The organism is Piscinibacter sp., assembly GCF_047600445.1.
Classification (GTDB): Bacteria; Pseudomonadota; Gammaproteobacteria; order Burkholderiales; family Burkholderiaceae_C; genus Piscinibacter.
In genome coordinates this window covers 196,363-211,310 of sequence record NZ_JASGKT010000001.1, presented here as the reverse complement: position 1 = coordinate 211,310, position 14,948 = coordinate 196,363, and the positions used below count along the sequence as shown (strand labels likewise).

The 14,948-nt window shown below is 69.0% G+C and carries 12 protein-coding genes; 5 read left to right on the top strand and 7 right to left on the bottom strand.

The genetic code is table 11. The features are described 5' to 3' along the window. Nucleotides 1-3 precede the first annotated feature (3 nt). The 4 genes from QM792_RS00985 to QM792_RS00970 form a co-directional block, all read right to left on the bottom strand. Entirely contained in the window at nucleotides 4-1,401 is a 1,398-nt protein-coding gene (locus tag QM792_RS00985; protein WP_415147306.1) for an amidase, read from the bottom strand. Next, nucleotides 1,398-3,620: a TonB-dependent receptor plug domain-containing protein gene (locus tag QM792_RS00980; protein ID WP_415147305.1), complete on the bottom strand. Its 2,223-nt coding sequence runs from the start codon at nucleotides 3,618-3,620 to the stop codon at nucleotides 1,398-1,400. The genes QM792_RS00985 and QM792_RS00980 overlap by 4 nt, the downstream gene beginning before the upstream one ends. Continuing rightward, nucleotides 3,617-5,101 (bottom strand): ABC transporter substrate-binding protein, encoded by a 1,485-nt coding sequence (locus QM792_RS00975; RefSeq protein WP_415147304.1) that lies wholly within the window; start codon nucleotides 5,099-5,101, stop codon nucleotides 3,617-3,619. Before QM792_RS00975 ends, QM792_RS00980 begins: the two co-directional genes overlap by 4 nt. 113 nt (nucleotides 5,102-5,214) lie before the next feature. After that, on the bottom strand, nucleotides 5,215-6,102 hold the full coding sequence (locus tag QM792_RS00970; RefSeq protein WP_415147303.1) for an ATP-binding cassette domain-containing protein: 888 nt from the start codon (nucleotides 6,100-6,102) through the stop codon (nucleotides 5,215-5,217). Between the two features lie 552 nt (nucleotides 6,103-6,654). Here QM792_RS00970 and QM792_RS00965 point away from each other — a divergent pair. The 3 genes from QM792_RS00965 (at nucleotide 6,655) to QM792_RS00955 (ending at nucleotide 10,413) form a co-directional block, all read left to right on the top strand. Beyond that, nucleotides 6,655-7,623, top strand: coding sequence for a hypothetical protein (locus QM792_RS00965; RefSeq protein ID WP_415147302.1), 969 nt, complete (start codon nucleotides 6,655-6,657; stop codon nucleotides 7,621-7,623). Between the two features lie 568 nt (nucleotides 7,624-8,191). After that, complete coding sequence (locus QM792_RS00960) at nucleotides 8,192-8,680, top strand: hypothetical protein (RefSeq protein ID WP_415147301.1); 489 nt, start codon at nucleotides 8,192-8,194, stop codon at nucleotides 8,678-8,680. 749 nt (nucleotides 8,681-9,429) lie between these two features. Next, complete coding sequence (locus QM792_RS00955; RefSeq protein WP_415147300.1) at nucleotides 9,430-10,413, top strand: hypothetical protein; 984 nt, start codon at nucleotides 9,430-9,432, stop codon at nucleotides 10,411-10,413. Nucleotides 10,414-10,513: 100 nt separating this feature from the next. Here QM792_RS00955 and QM792_RS00950 read toward each other — a convergent pair whose 3' ends face one another. Genes QM792_RS00950 through QM792_RS00940 form a run of 3 tightly spaced genes read right to left on the bottom strand, consistent with a single transcriptional unit; the run spans nucleotide 10,514 to nucleotide 13,271 of the window. Next, nucleotides 10,514-11,482: an ABC transporter ATP-binding protein gene (locus tag QM792_RS00950; RefSeq protein WP_415147299.1), complete on the bottom strand. Its 969-nt coding sequence runs from the start codon at nucleotides 11,480-11,482 to the stop codon at nucleotides 10,514-10,516. Then, a complete protein-coding gene (locus QM792_RS00945) occupies nucleotides 11,479-12,312 on the bottom strand; it encodes an ABC transporter permease (RefSeq protein WP_415147298.1) in 834 nt (277 codons plus the stop codon). The genes QM792_RS00950 and QM792_RS00945 overlap by 4 nt, the downstream gene beginning before the upstream one ends. Beyond that, nucleotides 12,309-13,271 (bottom strand): ABC transporter permease, encoded by a 963-nt coding sequence (locus QM792_RS00940; protein ID WP_415147885.1) that lies wholly within the window; start codon nucleotides 13,269-13,271, stop codon nucleotides 12,309-12,311. Before QM792_RS00940 ends, QM792_RS00945 begins: the two co-directional genes overlap by 4 nt. Before the next feature lie 135 nt (nucleotides 13,272-13,406). Here QM792_RS00940 and hemP point away from each other — a divergent pair, with 135 nt between their 5' ends. Together hemP and QM792_RS00930 are read left to right on the top strand one after the other, a co-directional pair. Further along, on the top strand, nucleotides 13,407-13,592 hold the full coding sequence (gene hemP, locus QM792_RS00935; RefSeq protein ID WP_415147297.1) for a hemin uptake protein HemP: 186 nt from the start codon (nucleotides 13,407-13,409) through the stop codon (nucleotides 13,590-13,592). 86 nt (nucleotides 13,593-13,678) lie between these two features. Next, nucleotides 13,679-14,920: a DUF2325 domain-containing protein gene (locus QM792_RS00930; RefSeq protein ID WP_415147296.1), complete on the top strand. Its 1,242-nt coding sequence runs from the start codon at nucleotides 13,679-13,681 to the stop codon at nucleotides 14,918-14,920. Nucleotides 14,921-14,948 lie beyond the last annotated feature (28 nt).

Sequence of the window (14,948 nt, the reverse complement as noted above, 5' to 3'; positions counted from 1 at the left end):
TGTTCACGCCGCCGGGGGTTCCGGCCAGGGCCGCTGCGTGCCGCGCAGCCGCTCCCACAGCCGCGCCACCTGCAGCACGCCGAGGTCGTCGTGGCGCCGGCCGCTGATCTGCAGGCCGATCGGCAGGCCGCCGGACGTGTAGCCGCAGTTCACGCTGGCCGAGGGCTGCTCGCTCATGTTGAAAGGCAGCGTGAAGCCGATGTGCTCCAGCGGGCGCGCCGGATCGTTGGTGGGCGAGGGCCACTCGGCGGCGTAGGCGGCGATCGGCGCGGTCGGGCTGATCAGCACGTCGAAGGGCGCGCAGGCGGCCACCGCGGCCTCGCGCATCGCGCCCATCTGGCTGTAGCCGCGGAACACCTGCTCGCCGCTGAGCGCCGCGCCGCCGCGCGCCCATTCGAGGATGAAGGGCAGCACCTTCGCGCGCCGCGCTTCGGGCAGCGCGGCGATGTCGAGCCAGCTCCGGCAGCGCCAGAAGGCGTCCATGCCGTCGATCATCGCGCGGGTCATGAAGGGCGGCACCGGCTCGACGATCGCGCCCGCGTCGGCGAAGCGCTGCGCCGCGGCCTGCACCGCCGCGCGCGTCTCGGGCTCGACGGGCAGGCCCCAGCCGGCGTCGAGCTGCAGGCCGACGCGCAGGCCCCTGGCGTCGCGGTCGAGCCGGTGCCAGGCGATGTCCTGCCAGGGCAGGCTCATCGTGTCGCGCGCATCGGGGCGGCTGAGCACGCCCATCATCAGCGCGGCGTCGGCCACCGTGCGTGTCATCGGCCCGGCGACGCGGCCGGCGTAGGGCGGGTGGATGGGAATGCGCCCGAGGCTGGGCTTGAGCGCGACGATGCCGCACCACGCCGCCGGCAGGCGCACCGAGCCGCCGATGTCGGTGCCCAGGTGCAGCGGCCCGTAGCCCGCCGCCGCGGCGGCGGCCGCGCCGGCGCTGCTGCCGCCCGGGTTCTTGCTCGGGTCCCACGGGTTGCGCGTCAGCGCGTGGAAGCTCGACAGGCCCGAGGACAGCATGCCGTAGTCCGGCATCGTGGTCTTGCAGAGAATCACCGCGCCGGCTTCGCGCAGCCGCGCGGCCGGCGGCGCGTCCTGCGCGGCGGGCCGCAGTTCGGTGGCGGCCGTGCCCAGCGGCACCGGCACGCCGCGCGTGGCGATGTTCTCCTTGATCGTCACCGGCACGCCGTCGAGCGCGCCCAGCGGCTCGCCTTTCAGCCAGCGCTGCTGCGAGGCCTCGGCCTGCGCCAGCGCGCCCTCGGCGTCGAGCGCATAGGTGGCGTGCAGGTGCGGCTCCCAGCGCTCGATGCGGCGCAGCACCGAGCGCACCACCTCCACCGGGCCGAGCGTGCGCGCGCGGTACGCGGCCAGCAGTTCGACGGCGCTCGATTCGTGCAGGTCGTCCTTCACAGCTTCATCTCCAGCCGCAGCGTCGCGTTCAGGTCGGTGCGCCCGGTGGTCTCGATGGTCTGCCACTGCGCGCCTTGCAGCACGCTCGCGCTGCCGACGCTGTCCCGGGGCGCGAGGTTCGACAGCGCCAGGCGCAGCCGCGTGTCGGGGTCGATGTGCCACAGCACATAGGCGTCGAGCACGCGGCGCGAGCCCAGCTCCTGGCTTTGCAGTTCGGTGAGCTGCGTGCGGTAGCCGGGCGTCAGGCCCAGGCTGCCGCCCACGCTCCAGCCGCTGCCGGGAAAGCGGTAGTCGGCGCCGAGGTTGCCGGTGGCGCGCGGCTGCTGGTCGATGCGGTTGTCGGGGCCGGGCACCGAAGCTACGCGCGAGCGGTACAGGCTCAGGTTCATGCGCAGGTCCAGCGGCGGCAGCCCGGCGCGCCATTCGCTGAGGCGGAACTTGGCGTCGAACTCGACGCCCTGCGTGGTCGCGCGGCCGAGATTGCGCGGCCGCGACACCCAGCGCGGCTCGGCGGCCCAGGCCACGTCTTCCAGCACGGTGACGTTGCGGATCAGGTCGCGGATGCGGCGGTGGAACAGGTTCACCGACAGCACGCCGCCGTGGCCGAGGTAGCGCTCCAGCGCGAGGTCGATGCCGTGCGACTGCTCGGGTTTCAGCGCGGGGTTGCCGGCGCGGTCGGGCGACGAGGCGACGTTGCCGCCCGGCACCGGGTACAGCGTGTTCAGCCACGGCAGCGCGCTGAGGTTGCGCAGCGTAGGCGCGCGGTAGCTCTGCGTCAGCGACAGGCGCAACTGGTCGCGCCGGGGAGCGTCGAAGCGCCACACCAGGTGCGCCAGCGGCGAGACGACGGTGCTGCGCTTGTCCACCGGCGCCATACCGCTGTCGCTCTGTGAGCGGATCGTCTCGACGCGCACGCCGGCATGGGCCGACCAGTCGCGCGCCGGATCCCACTCGTCCTGCAGGTAGAACGCATGGCGCCGCGTGCGCGCGGCCAGTTCGGTGCCGCCCACGCCTTCCTGCTGCACGCCGTCGATGAAGGTGGCGCCGAGTTCGCGGCGGCGCGTGCCTTCCAGCTCGACGCCGCCGACCAGCGCGTGGCCGCTGCCCAGGCTGTGCATCAGCTTGTTCGTCAGCCACCACGAGCGGTCGCGGATGTGCGTGCCGCTGCGCGAATCGAGCACGGTGCTGCCGTCGGCGGCGGCCTGGTGCTGCGTCCAGGTGCCGTCGAAGTCGAACAGGCTCGCGCCACCGCGCAGCTCGATGCGCGTGTCGGGGGCGATGCGCCGGGTGAGCTGCGCGCTCAGGCGCGCGATGTCGGCGGTCGTGTCGCCGCTGCCGACGCGGCTTGCGTAGGGCGGCGGCGGCGCGGCGCCGACCGCGGCCAGCGTCGCGTGGCTGGCGCTGCGCGACTCGCTGCGCGCGACGAAGGGCTGCAGCGAGAACTGCTCGCCGGGCCCGAGCCGCCACTGCACGCGCGACGAGAGGTTGAGGCGCCGGCGCCGCGAGTCGCCCGTCTCGTCGTCGGCCTGGTCGCGCAGCACGGCGCCCGTGTCGCCGTCGGCGAAGGTGGTGCGCGTGGCGGTGTCGGTGCGCTCGTGGTTCTCGCTGGCGTTCAGCGTGAGGTTGAAGCTGCCCGCCTCGCCGAACACGCCGTCGCGCGACAGCGAGAGCTGCGGCGAGAGCCTCCCGCGCTCCAGCGTCAGCGCGGGGCGGAAGTCGGTGCTGCGCCGGCGCAGCGGCTCGCGCAGGATGACGTTGATCGTGCCGGCGATGGCCTGCGTGCCGGTCTCGGCGGTGGGCGCGCGCAGCAGCTCGATGCGCTCGACCATGTCGGGCGAGATCTGCTCGATCGAGAAGCCCGGCGGCGGCCGTTCGCCGTCGATCAGGATCTGCGTGTAGCCGCTGCCCATGCCGCGCATGCGCAGCTCGCCGCCGCGCCCCGGCCGGCCGCCCTGCGTGACGCCGGGCAGGCGGCGGATCACCTCGCCGAGCGAACTGTCGCCGTACTGCTCGATCTCCTCGCGGCCGATCACGATCTTGGCCGCGCTGGCGTTGCGGCGCAGCTCGGTCGGGTCGTTGCGCCGGCCTTCGACCGTCACCGCCTCGAGCGTCGTGCCGGGCGCGGATGCGGCGGCGGCCGGCGCGGCCGGCTGCGCGCCGGCCGCCGCGGGCAGCAGCGCGCCGAGCACGGCCAGGACGGCGGGCCCGCGCACGCTCACCAGCTCAGCGCCGCGAGGTCGTTGGCGAAGATCGGCGAGCTGCTCCACAAGCCCTTGAGCGGTTTGCGCGCCACCGCGAACTGCGGCAACTGGAACAGCCAGGCGTTCACCTGGTCGTCGGCGAGGCGGCGCTGGATGTCGCCCACCACCTCCAGCCGCGCCTTCGGGTCGGTGCTGGCGTTGTACTGCGCCAGCAGCGCGCGGAAGGCCTTGCTGTCGTAGCCCCAGTAGTAGTCGGGGTCGGCGTAGCGGTCGAAGTCCAGCGGTTCGACGTGGCTGATGATGGTCAGGTCGTAGCTGCCCTTGAAGGGCCCGGCCAGCCACTGCGCCCACTCGACGTTCTCGATCTTCGCGACGATGCCCACCTTGGCGAGCTGCGCCGCGACGATCTCGCCGCCCTTGCGCGCGTACTGCGGCGGCGGCAGCGTCAGCGTCACGTTCAGCGGCAGCGCGACGCCGGCCTCCTTGAGCAGCCGCCGCGCCTTCTCGGGGTCGTGCGGGCTGGCGGCGGTGAGGTCGACGTAGCCCGCGTCGCTGGGCACGAGGTGGCTGCCGATCGGCGCGCCGTGGCCTTCCATCGCACCGTCGATGACCGCCTTGCGGTCCACCGCGGCGGCGATGGCGCGGCGCACGCGCACATCGTCGAAGGGCTTGCGCTTGTTGTTGATCGCGACCAGCGTCTTGCCCTCGGTGCCGCCGGTGGCCACCGTGAAGCGCTTGTCGGCCTGGAACTGCGCCAGGTTCTGCGGCGCGCCGAAGCGCGGCATGCCGTCGATGTCGCCGGCCAGCAGCGCCGCCACCTGCGCCGACGGGTCGCTGATGAAGCGGAAGCTCACCTTCTTCATCTTCACCGCCGCGGCGTGGCGGTACTCGGGGTTCTTGATGAGCGTGATCGAGCTGCCCTTCTTCCAGTCCTGGAACCTGAACGGGCCGGTGCCCACCGGCCGGGCCGCGACGCCCGGCGCGCTCTTCGGGTCGAGGATCACGGCGGTGGCCTCGCCCATGCGGAACAGGAAGTTGCCGTCGGCCTGGTTCAGCACCAGGATCACCGTGTACGCGTCGGGCGTGGCTATGCGGCTGATGTTGTCGAACACCGACTTCTTGGCCTTGTTGGTCGAACCCTCGGCCTTGGCGCGCTCGAAGCTGAACTTCACGTCGCTCGCGTCGAAGGCCTCGCCGTCGTGGAACTTCACGCCGCGGCGCAGCCTGAAGGTGTAGACCTTGCCGTCGGGGTCGACGCTCCAGCCCTCGGCCAGCAGCGGGCTGACCGAGCCATCCATCGCGATCCTGGTCAGCCCCTCCAGCACGCCGAGGTGCACCACCTCGGCGATCGAGGTCGCCGAGGCCATCGTCGGGTCGAGCCCGGGCGCGGGTTCGAGCGTCATGCCGAGCACGACGCTGTCCTTGCGGACCTGGGCGGTGGCGGCGGCGGCCAGCGCGGCGAGCAGGCCGAAAGCGAGCAGGCGGGAAAACCGGGGCATCGAAGCTCCTCGAAGGGTGTGGAAGATCCCGTTCGCCCTGAGCTTGTCGAAGGGCGCACGTGGTGCGCGACGGGGCTTCGACAGGCTCAGCCCGAACGGGAGCAAAGGTTCGCTCACGGTCTGTCGGGCGTCGCCGTCACTGTAGCGGAGGCCGGTGACGTCATCGGTGCGGCCTCGCCCCCGTGCGCCGCGAGCAAGGCCTGCGTGCAGGGGTGCCGCGGATTGCCGAACACCGCGTCCGTGTCGCCGCGCTCGACGATGCGGCCGTGCTGCATCACCACCACCTCGTCGCAGACGTGGCCGACCACCGCGAGGTCGTGGCTGATCAGCAGGTAGGTCACGCCGTAGCGCCGCTGCAGTTCGACCAGCAGGTTGAGCACCTGCGCCTGCACCGAGACGTCGAGCGCGCTGACCGGCTCGTCGGCGACGATCAGTTTCGGTCGCGTCACCAGCGCGCGCGCGATCGCGATGCGCTGGCGCTGGCCGCCGGAGAACTCGTGCGGGTACTTGGCCGCGTCGCCGGCGCGCAGGCCCACCGCCTCGAGCATCTCGGCCACCGCGCGCTCGCGCTCGGCGGCGCTGCCTTGCCACAGCGGCTCGGCGACGATGCGGCCTACGCGCTGGCGCGGGTCGAGCGAGCCGTAGGGGTCCTGGAACACCATCTGGAAGTCGCGCCGCGCTGCGCGCAGTTCGCGCTCGCCCAGCGCGTTCAGGTCGCGGCCCATGAACTCGACGCGGCCGCTGCTCGGCGGCTCCAGCGCCATCGCGATGCGTGCCAGCGTCGACTTGCCCGAGCCCGATTCGCCCACCACGCCGAGGCTGCGGCCGGCGCGCAGGTCGAGGCTGACGCCTTGCAGCGCATCGACGTGCGGCGCGGCGGCGAACAGGCGCTCGCGCGGCAGGGTGTAGCGCTTGCAAATGTTCTCTAGTCGGAGGAGTGGTTCAGACGCTGCGGTCCATGTCAGCTCAATGCCGGAATTAGGGATATTCGTGATGGCCATAGCCGCTCAAAGTAGTGAGAACAATTCCAGTCTTATGAGGGGAGCATGAAGCCATACCGCACAACTCGCAGTCTGTGCAGGCTTCTGACCATTGTCGTTGTGTGCCACTCTCCAGCACCTGCGCTTTCGGCCACAGAGCCGACGCTTCCGCCGGTAACGGTCAGGGCGTCCCCCATTTACGATTCAGATCCGTCCGGTGGCGGAGCTGCCGGAGGCCCCAGTAAGATGGGGCCAAGCTTAGTGTTAAATGAGCCAATCGTTGCGGGGGGGCAAGGAATTCGTGACCGACGTTCGTTGCTATTCAGGGCCCGGCAATACTACGACCTCGTTTGCAAGTGCGGAGGACAAGTTTGGTGCGGCAGTGTGGGTGTTCCATAGTGCCAAAGCGGCGGGTTCTGCAAAGGCAAAAACATTTACGGTAACTTGGGCGGACGGTGGTTCCACTACTTATTTGGTTGTAGGAAGTCTTGGAACTCCCGCGTTAGCAACGATCGAAGTTGCAGAAACGCGCGGGAGTGGGGTCGTTGAGTCGGGGCCGATATGTGGCAAGGGATGAAATTCATGCGGATAGGAGTGCTTGCCGGATTTATTGCGGTCGTCGTGGTAACCGTATATGCCCTGATCGATCGATCGTCAAAGCCGGCCGATGTGTTAGCACTCAAAAAAGACGCGCCGACGTCACAAGCCAACCTTTCTCTGGTGCCAGAGAAGTTCGCTCAAGACCCGGTGCAGCGTTCGGCTGATTCCCAGGCAGTCCCTCCTGTAAATCGCTCCGACAAGGCAACCCGATTCGCCGATTTCGAGAACTCGGCTGATCTGCGGATCTTCGTTGAGAAGATGAAGCGAAGTGCTGAGATGGGGGCAGGTCTGTACGTTTCAACTGCACTGCTGGACTGTCTGGCGATCAGAACTGATCTTCTCGCGCCCGAGAACAAGGCCAAGCATCACGAGGTGCTTCTCGATCAGAGCGAGCGCGGAAGGCAGCGTCTGGCCGACTGGCAGTTCATCGAAGGGCGATGCGCAGGCTTTAGCGAAGCCGAACTGAAGCTGGATGAGTGGTCTTTTCAAACACAGGCCGCGAAATCTAAGGACCCAATGCTTCAGTTGCGTTCCAAGATGATGAATTCTTCAGCGCGAACACCTCAGACCTATATGGATATGCTGGCTCAGCTCATGGCCTCGGGTGAGCCATTACTCCAGCGTCAAGTCCCTGAGATACTTCAATTGATTGAGCACATCCGGGGGAAAATAAGTCTCGATGGTGTGCCTTACGGGGGGTTGAGCGCGCCAGAGTATTGGCTTGCATGGCAAGCAGGCGCGTGCATTGCCAATGGGAACTGTGCATCGCGCCCCCCGAGCATCAAACAGCGCTGCGCATTTGAAGGCGAGTGCTTCAACAGCGAACTGGATGCTATCCGCGCAGATGCAGGCAGTGAGGCGCGATTTCATGAGGTTCAACGTGTCGCTGCACGGTTGGCTGACCTCATCGCACGAGGTGACCATCGACCGCTGACCCAATAGCGGAACGCATGTCATCCGGGCCAGCCCTGCGCGCCGGTCAGCGGCACGAAGCGCGCGCCCGCCAGTTCCTCGCGCTCGGTATGGTGTTCGCTCGTACGCGTCAGGCGGAGCCAACACTCCCGCCAGTACTGGTCAGGGGCCCCCTATCTATGATTCACGTCCGTTGGGCGCGGTGCCGCCGGAGGCCCCAGTAAGACGGGGCCGAGCTTGGTGTTGAATGAGCTGATAGTGGTCGTAGTCGGCCCTGCGTTCTCGCTGTCCGCATGCGTGCGAGTACCGTCGTATCCTCATGGCATGTACGACGTGAACGCGACATATGAGGATACGCAGATCATCGCTTTGCGAGTCAGTACATCGATGCAGCCACGGGCGGTGTTTGGCAGGTGAGTTTGAATGGGACCAAGTTCACCGTACGGCTCACCGATGGAACCAAACTCACCCTTCGGTACGCAACTGCCGCTGGTGCACATACTTTGCTGGGTAGCATCGAGTACGGCACCGGAGTGCCGGGATCAGATTGCGTCATGGCAGTTGACCTGTGATTGACCTATCGGATTCGAGTACTGAGATGAAGAAAATACCGACATCGGCGCTCGTGGCAGGGGGCGGCGCCTTGTGTGCCATATCTTTTTTCTTTGTCATTCTCTTTCATAAGAACGATATTGGCGTGGCAGTACGTTCGTACACGCCGGCACAAGCGCCAAGACAAATATCATCTGCTGCATCATCTGCCGGTGCGGTGCATGTTGTTGCCGCTCCGGTGGCCAAGGCGCTTGCCCCTATCGGGATGGGGGATGTTGCGAGCCGGTGGCGTACGGCGCGCGCGGGCTACAGCGCGGATGCGAACTGGGCCGCACGAATCCAGCAGGCCCTCTCGGCCCCAACGCCAGAGGGGTTGTTCTACGCTCTGCACACCTTGCAGCTATGCGATGCCGCCAAGACTTTCGCGTCGATGAACTGGCCCACGGTCGCGTCGTGTTCGCTCGCGCTGGAATACCACGAAAGTTTGGGGGCAGATTTATCAGAAGCAACGCAGCTTGCCGTTGTCCGCCGATGACCGACGAATACTCGATGCGATTTATGCAAGCGGCGAGTTCAAGAAGGCAACGCCCAGCGCACGGTGGGCTGTAGTCCAAATGACGAATGATCCTCTTGCGCTTTCCGAGGTTGCCGAAACCTGGGCGGGTCGCAAAGACGCGACCTTTCAAGGAGCCCCACTATCGGAGGAGGATTCGCATGCGTTTGTCCAAGCGTGGGCCGTCGCTGCTTGTTCAATAGCGGGTAGTTGCGAAACTTCGGTCGGCTCCATGAGGTTGTGCCAAGCGTTCGGACAGTGCGAAGGTAGCCTGCAATCAAGAATCGAGGCCACATCCACCCCGGAGCAAGTGCAGCGCTTCCGCCGAGCGCTTGGCGCGGTTCAGTCCGCGTTGGCAAACGGAGACCTCTCGGCCTTCGGACCCTAACGAGGTCAGCGCGTCCAGCCCTGCGCGCCGGTCATCGGCAAGCCGTATACGGACGTGCGCTGCTATGCAAACGAGTACAACGCTTCGGCAAGGGAGACAGTCTCGACAGCTGAACCCACGGCTTTGTGGACTGTTGCGACCAGAATGCACAGTGCCGTTCGTGGTGCGGGACAGTCGCCTGGCGCAGGCAGGCTGTTCACGGTGACTTGGGCGGATGATGGGCAAACCACATATCTGGTTACCGGTGCAATGGGTGATTCGGGTCTGGCGCCGGTAGCTGTAGCTCACAAGAGCGGCGATGGGCAGGTAAGGCCGGGTCCAATCTGTGGCAAGGGATAACAGCATGTCTCGAACCGCTTGGATGGGAATCATTGCATTGACCGCCATTGCGAGCATCGTCCTGTTCGCATCCTGGGGCGAACAATCCGCGACGCAGAGTGGCGTGTCGCAGTTGGCGAGTGCTCCCGAGGGGCGCGCGAGCGAACGAAGCCTGACTCAGCCCTCAGTGAAACAAGCGTCGCAAACGACTGCTGTGGTGAATCGATCGGATTCAGCACACCTGCCTAGTGATGCGAAGACGAAACTGAGTCTCCTGCGTGAAAGTGCAGATCTGAGGGTCTTTGTTGAGGCGATGAAGCGAAGCTCGGAGCTCGGTGCGATGCTCTACGCGATGGCGGCCACTATGGAGTGTTCGACGCTTCGTGAGTCGTGGCTTCAGGATGACGTTGTCGCGCGCAAGAAAATCGAACTCAAAGATGGCTCTTCCGAAGCGTCGGCTCGCCGATTGGGGGATTTGGAATGGCTTCAGCGCCGGTGCGCGGGCTTCAGCTCTCACGAACTTAGCTTGTCGGAAGATCAGTTTCTTAGGCAATGGGCCCGCGGAAAAGATGCTCTCGCGGCCCTGAATTCGAGCCTCTTTGAAAAGGCGGAAAGCCGCGCTGAAGTGCAGAGCAGGCTCAATGCGGTTTTGGCGAGCGGAGACCCTCTTCTTGAGCAGCGTTGGTTGCCTTCACTCGCGTCGACCGCCGTCGCGGGGCAGGAGCTTCCGGTCAGCTATCTCGACGGTGTGCCATTCGGCGGGCTCGATCAGGTTGGCTATTGGCAAGCATGGCGGCTTGCACTGTGCGCTCGGCGTGGCGACTGCGAAATGCCGAACTCGGAACTGGCCATGCAGTGCGCCTTCGAAGGCCAGTGTTATGCCAGCGAGCGCGCAGCCGTCGAGGCTGCTGCGCTGTCCACTAATACATTGCCGCGCGTTCGCGAAGTCGCGCTCCGCCTTGAGCAGGTATTGGCTACAAAGCAGGTTAGCGCGCTGCTGCCTCCGTAGTACCCGCACCGGAGCAATTCACTCGGCGGCCTGGCGCATCAACTGGGCCAATCCTGAGCGCAGGTCAGCGGCACGAAGCGTACGCCCATCAGTTCCTCGCTCATGACAGCGTCCCCTCGACGCGGATGCAGCGCGCCCGGTGCGCCGGGCCGACCGTCACCGGCGCCGGCGGCGCCAGCCGGCACTCGGCGACGGCCAGCGCGCAGCGTTCGGCGAAGGCGCAGCCCGGGCCCAGGTCGGCCAGTTCCGGCACGCGGCCGGGGATGGTGGGCAGCGGCGTGCCGCGCGGCGCGCCCAGGCGCGGCCGCGCCGCGTACAGGCCGCGTGTGTAGGGGTGGGCGCGGCGCGCGAACAGCGCGGCGGTGGGGCCGTCTTCCACCACCGTGCCGGCGTACATCACCATCACGCGCTGCACGTGGCGCGCCATCGCGCCGAGGTCGTGGCTGATCAGCAGCAGCCCCATGCCGCTGCCGCGCACCAGCTCGTCGATCAGCGTCAGCACCTCGTGCTGCAGTGTCGCATCGAGCGCGGTGGTCGGCTCGTCGGCGATCAGCAGCTCGGGCCCGCAGGCCAGCGCCATCGCGATCATCACGCGCTGGCGCTGGCCGCCGCTCAACTGGTGCGGATGCGCGTCGAGGCGCTGCGCCGCGTTCGGCAGCTTGACGCGCTCGAGCAGGCGCAGCGCCTCGGCGCGCGCGGCGCGGCGGTCCAGCCCGCGATGCAGCCGCAGCGGCTCGGCCACCTGCGCGGCGATGGTGTGCAGCGGGTTCAGCGCCGTCATCGGCTCCTGGAACACCATCGCGACGCGGTCGCCGCGCAGGCGCGCCATCGCGGCGTCGTCCAGGCCCACCAGCTCCTGCCCGCGCAGGCGGATGCTGCCCTCGACCCGCGCGCCTTCCGGCAGCAGCCCCATGACGGCCAGCGCGGTGAGCGACTTGCCGCAGCCGCTCTCGCCGATCAGCCCGAGCTTCTCGCCGCGCGCCATGCCGAAGGAGACGCCGCGCAGCAGCGCCGCCGCGCCGGGCAGCGTCACGCGCAGGTTCTGCACCTCGAGCAGCGGCTCGCTCACCGCGACCTCGCCAGCCTGGGGTCGAGCAGGTCGCGCAGCCCGTCGCCCATCAGGTTCAGGCCCAGCACCGACAGCACGATCGCCAGCCCCGGCCACACCGCCAGCAGCGGCGCCTGGTACATCATGGACTGGCCTTCGCTGAGCATGCGCCCCCAGCTCGGCAGCGGTGGCTGCGCGCCCAGGCCGAGGTAGGACAGGCTCGCCTCGGCGAGGATGGCGATGGCGAAGCGGATCGTCGCCTGCACGATCAGCACCGAGGCCACGTTGGGCAGCACGTGCTCCAGCGTGATGCGCAGCCGCCCCTTGCCGCAGGCGCGCGCGGCCAGCACGAACTCGCGCGACCACACCGTGTTGGCCGAGGCGCGCGTGATGCGCGCGAACTCGGGGATGTTGAACAGCCCGATGGCGACGATCGCCGTCACCAGCCCCGGCCCGTAGATCGCGCCGAGCATGATCGCCGTCAGCAGCGCCGGGAAGGCCAGGCCGAAGTCGGCCAGGCGCATCACCGCCTCCTCCACCCAGCCGCGCCGCGCCGCGGCGAGCAGCCCGAGTGCCACGCCGCCGGCGATGCCGATGCCCACCGCGATCAGCCCGACCGCGATCGAGGCGCGCGCGCCGACGATCAGTTGCGAGGCGATGTCGCGCCCCAGGCTGTCGGTGCCCAGCCAGTGCGCGGCCGAGGGCGGCTGGAGCTTGTTGGGCACGTCGATCTCGGCGGCCGGGTACGGCGTCCAGACGAAGGACAGCAGCGCCAGCGCCGCCAGCAGCGCCACCAGCGCGCCGCCGGCGACGAAGCTCTTGTGGCGCAGCGCGCGCTGCCGGAAGCTCATCGGCCGGCCGCCTTCAGCCGCGGGTCGATCACCGCGTACAGCACGTCGACGACGAAGTTGATCGTCACCACCGTCGCCACGATCAGCATCACCAGCGCCTGCACCAGCGGCAGGTCGCGGTTGCCGATGGCCTGGAACACCAGGCGGCCCAGGCCGGGCAGCGAGAACACGTTCTCGATCACCACCGTGCCGGTGACGAGGTTGGCGAACTGCAGGCCCATCACCGTGAGCACCGGCACCATCGCGTTGCGCAGCACGTGGCCCCACAGCACGGCGCGGCGCGTCAGGCCCTTGGCGCGCGCGGTGCGCACGAAGTCCTCGCGCAGCACGTCGAGCACCGCCGAGCGCGTGAAGCGCGCCAGGATGGCCGCCTGCACCACCGCCAGCGCCACGGCCGGCAGCGCCAGCGAGCGCAGCGCCTCCCAGGCGCCGCCGCCTTCGTCCTCGGTCCAGCCGGCGAAGCCGCCGGACGGGAACCACGGCAGCGCCACCGCGAACACCATCACCAGCAGGATGCCGAACCAGAAGCTCGGCAGCGCGATGCCGAGCTGGCTGAGGGCCATCACCGCGAGGTCGCCGGCGCGGTTGTGGCGCGACGCGGCGTAGACGCCCGCGGCCAGCGCCAGCACCACGGTCAGCGCCATCGCCAGCAGCGCCAGCGGCACGGTGACCACGAGGCGCTCGGCCACCAGTTCGGCGATCGGCGCGTCGTAGGCGTGGCTGGTGCCCAGGTCGAAGGTGGCCAGGCCGCGCAGCCAGTCGAGGTAGCGCAGCGGCGCCGGCCGGTCCAGGCCGAGCTGGTGCTCGAGCGCCGCCAGCGCCTCGGGCGTCGCGCTTTCGCCGAGCATCACCTGCGCGACGTTGCCGGGCAGCAGGGCCAGCGCCGCGAACACCAGCGCCGAGGCCACGGCCAGCGTGAGCACGAAGCTCGCGAAGCGCTTGAGCAGGAAGAGGGCGATGGCGGTTCCCCGCGGGTGGTGGTGCGGCAATGATGGCCGAAATCACCGCGCCGCCCCGCGGCGCAGGGAGGGTCGTGCCGGGACGCATCACGAATGCGTTTGCAAATGCGATTGGTTCCTATTTATAATGATCTCATGGTGAATCCGACGCCCCTGCCCGCCGCCCATCCGTCCGTCGCGCCGCAGCCGGCGGTCAAGCCTCCGCTGCGCTGGGACAGCGGCGTGCTGCTCGGCGCCGGCAAGGAGGCGCTGGTCGAGCACCGCGGCGAGTGCTACCGCCTGCGGCTGACCGCCCAGGGCCGATTGATCCTCACCAAGTAACCCTGTCGCCGCGCGGTCCCGCCGCGCGTCTTTGCACCAGCCAGCCGCCGCCAGCCCGTGCGTCTTTCCCGAGGACACGACCGGTCATGTCTCACCTGCTGCATCCGGGCGGGCAAGCCTGCTGCCCGCACGAATTGATCCGCCCCGCCGCCGAGGCGCGCGGCACGCGGCGGCGGCGCCTGTGGGACCTGCCCGCGCATGCGCACTGCCCGGTGGTGGGCGTGTGCCTGAGCCTGGCCACGCTGCGCCGCGTCGCCGACAAGGCGCTCGGCGGCGAGGTGCTGGCCGGCGACTACGAGCTGCACAGCGGCGCGGTGCAGGAGTGCGCGCGGCGCGGCAAGCTGGCCGAGGCGCTGCAGCGCGAGCTGGACCGCCGCCACGCCATCGCCTTGCAGCGCAGCAACTCGGCCAAGAGCGTCGAGGCGCTGCGCCGCTGGTGGGCCGAGGGCCTGCGCGGCGACGACCTGGCCGGCGCGCTGTGGGCCACGCTGACACATCCGCGCTGCGACGAGGCCTTCGAGGAGGAAGTGCTGCACGACGTGCACATGCGCCAGCACCAGCTCGGCGAGGGCCAGGGCGAGGAGCGCCGACGCCTGGCCGCGCTGCGCGCGCAGTGCGAGTCGCTGCAGGCCGAGCTGGCGCAGTTGCAGGAGCGCCATGCGCGCGTGGCGGCCGAGCAGGCGCGCAGGATCGAGCAGTTGCAGGCCGAGGCGGTGACGCGGCGCGCCGAGATGATCGGCCGCGACACCGTGGCCGCCTCGCTGCACGACGAGCTGCGCGCGCTGAAGGAATCCGCGCCCGACCTCAAGCCGCGCCACGAGCTGGCGCGCGAGCTGGAGACGCAGCTCGAACGCTCGCGCTCGCTGGAACGCGCGCTGGCGCGCGCCGAGCTGGCCTTGCAGGCGCAGCAGCGCCGCGCCGACGAGGCGCTGGCGCGCGCCGGCGCCGAGGCGCCGGCCGAGCGCAGCGACCGTGCAGAGGGCGCCGCCACGCCCGCCGAGCTGGCCGCGCAGGCGGTGCTGTGCGTCGGCGGGCGTCCGGCCAGCGTGCCGGTCTACCGCCGCATCGTCGAGCACCACGGCGGCCGTTTCCTGCACCACGACGGCGGCGAGCACGACGCGCCGGCGCTGCTCGACGGCACGCTGGCCAGCGCCGACCTGGTGATCTGCCAGACCGGCTGCATCAGCCACGACGCCTACTGGCGCGTCAAGGAGCACTGCAAGCGCACCGGCAAGCCCTGCGTGTTCGTCGACAAGCCCAGCCGAGCCGGCGTGGTGCGCGCGCTGCGCCAGCTCGCGGCGGCCGAGGCCGAGACGGCGGCGCCCTGACACCGATCCGACAACAAACAACCTTCCG

Bases quoted from the DNA above. Each gene is read 5' to 3' on its own strand.
- QM792_RS00975 (WP_415147304.1), bottom strand. From the start codon at position 5,101: ATGCCCCGGTTTTCCCGCCTGCTCGCTTTCGGCCTGCTCGCCGCGCTG.
- QM792_RS00970 (WP_415147303.1), bottom strand. From the start codon at position 6,102: ATGGCCATCACGAATATCCCTAATTCCGGCATTGAGCTGACATGGACC.
- QM792_RS00965 (WP_415147302.1), top strand. From the start codon at position 6,655: ATGAAATTCATGCGGATAGGAGTGCTTGCCGGATTTATTGCGGTCGTC.
- QM792_RS00960 (WP_415147301.1), top strand. From the start codon at position 8,192: ATGAAGAAAATACCGACATCGGCGCTCGTGGCAGGGGGCGGCGCCTTG.
- QM792_RS00955 (WP_415147300.1), top strand. From the start codon at position 9,430: ATGTCTCGAACCGCTTGGATGGGAATCATTGCATTGACCGCCATTGCG.
- QM792_RS00945 (WP_415147298.1), bottom strand. From the start codon at position 12,312: ATGAGCTTCCGGCAGCGCGCGCTGCGCCACAAGAGCTTCGTCGCCGGC.
- hemP (WP_415147297.1), top strand. From the start codon at position 13,407: ATGGTGAATCCGACGCCCCTGCCCGCCGCCCATCCGTCCGTCGCGCCG.
- QM792_RS00930 (WP_415147296.1), top strand. From the start codon at position 13,679: ATGTCTCACCTGCTGCATCCGGGCGGGCAAGCCTGCTGCCCGCACGAA.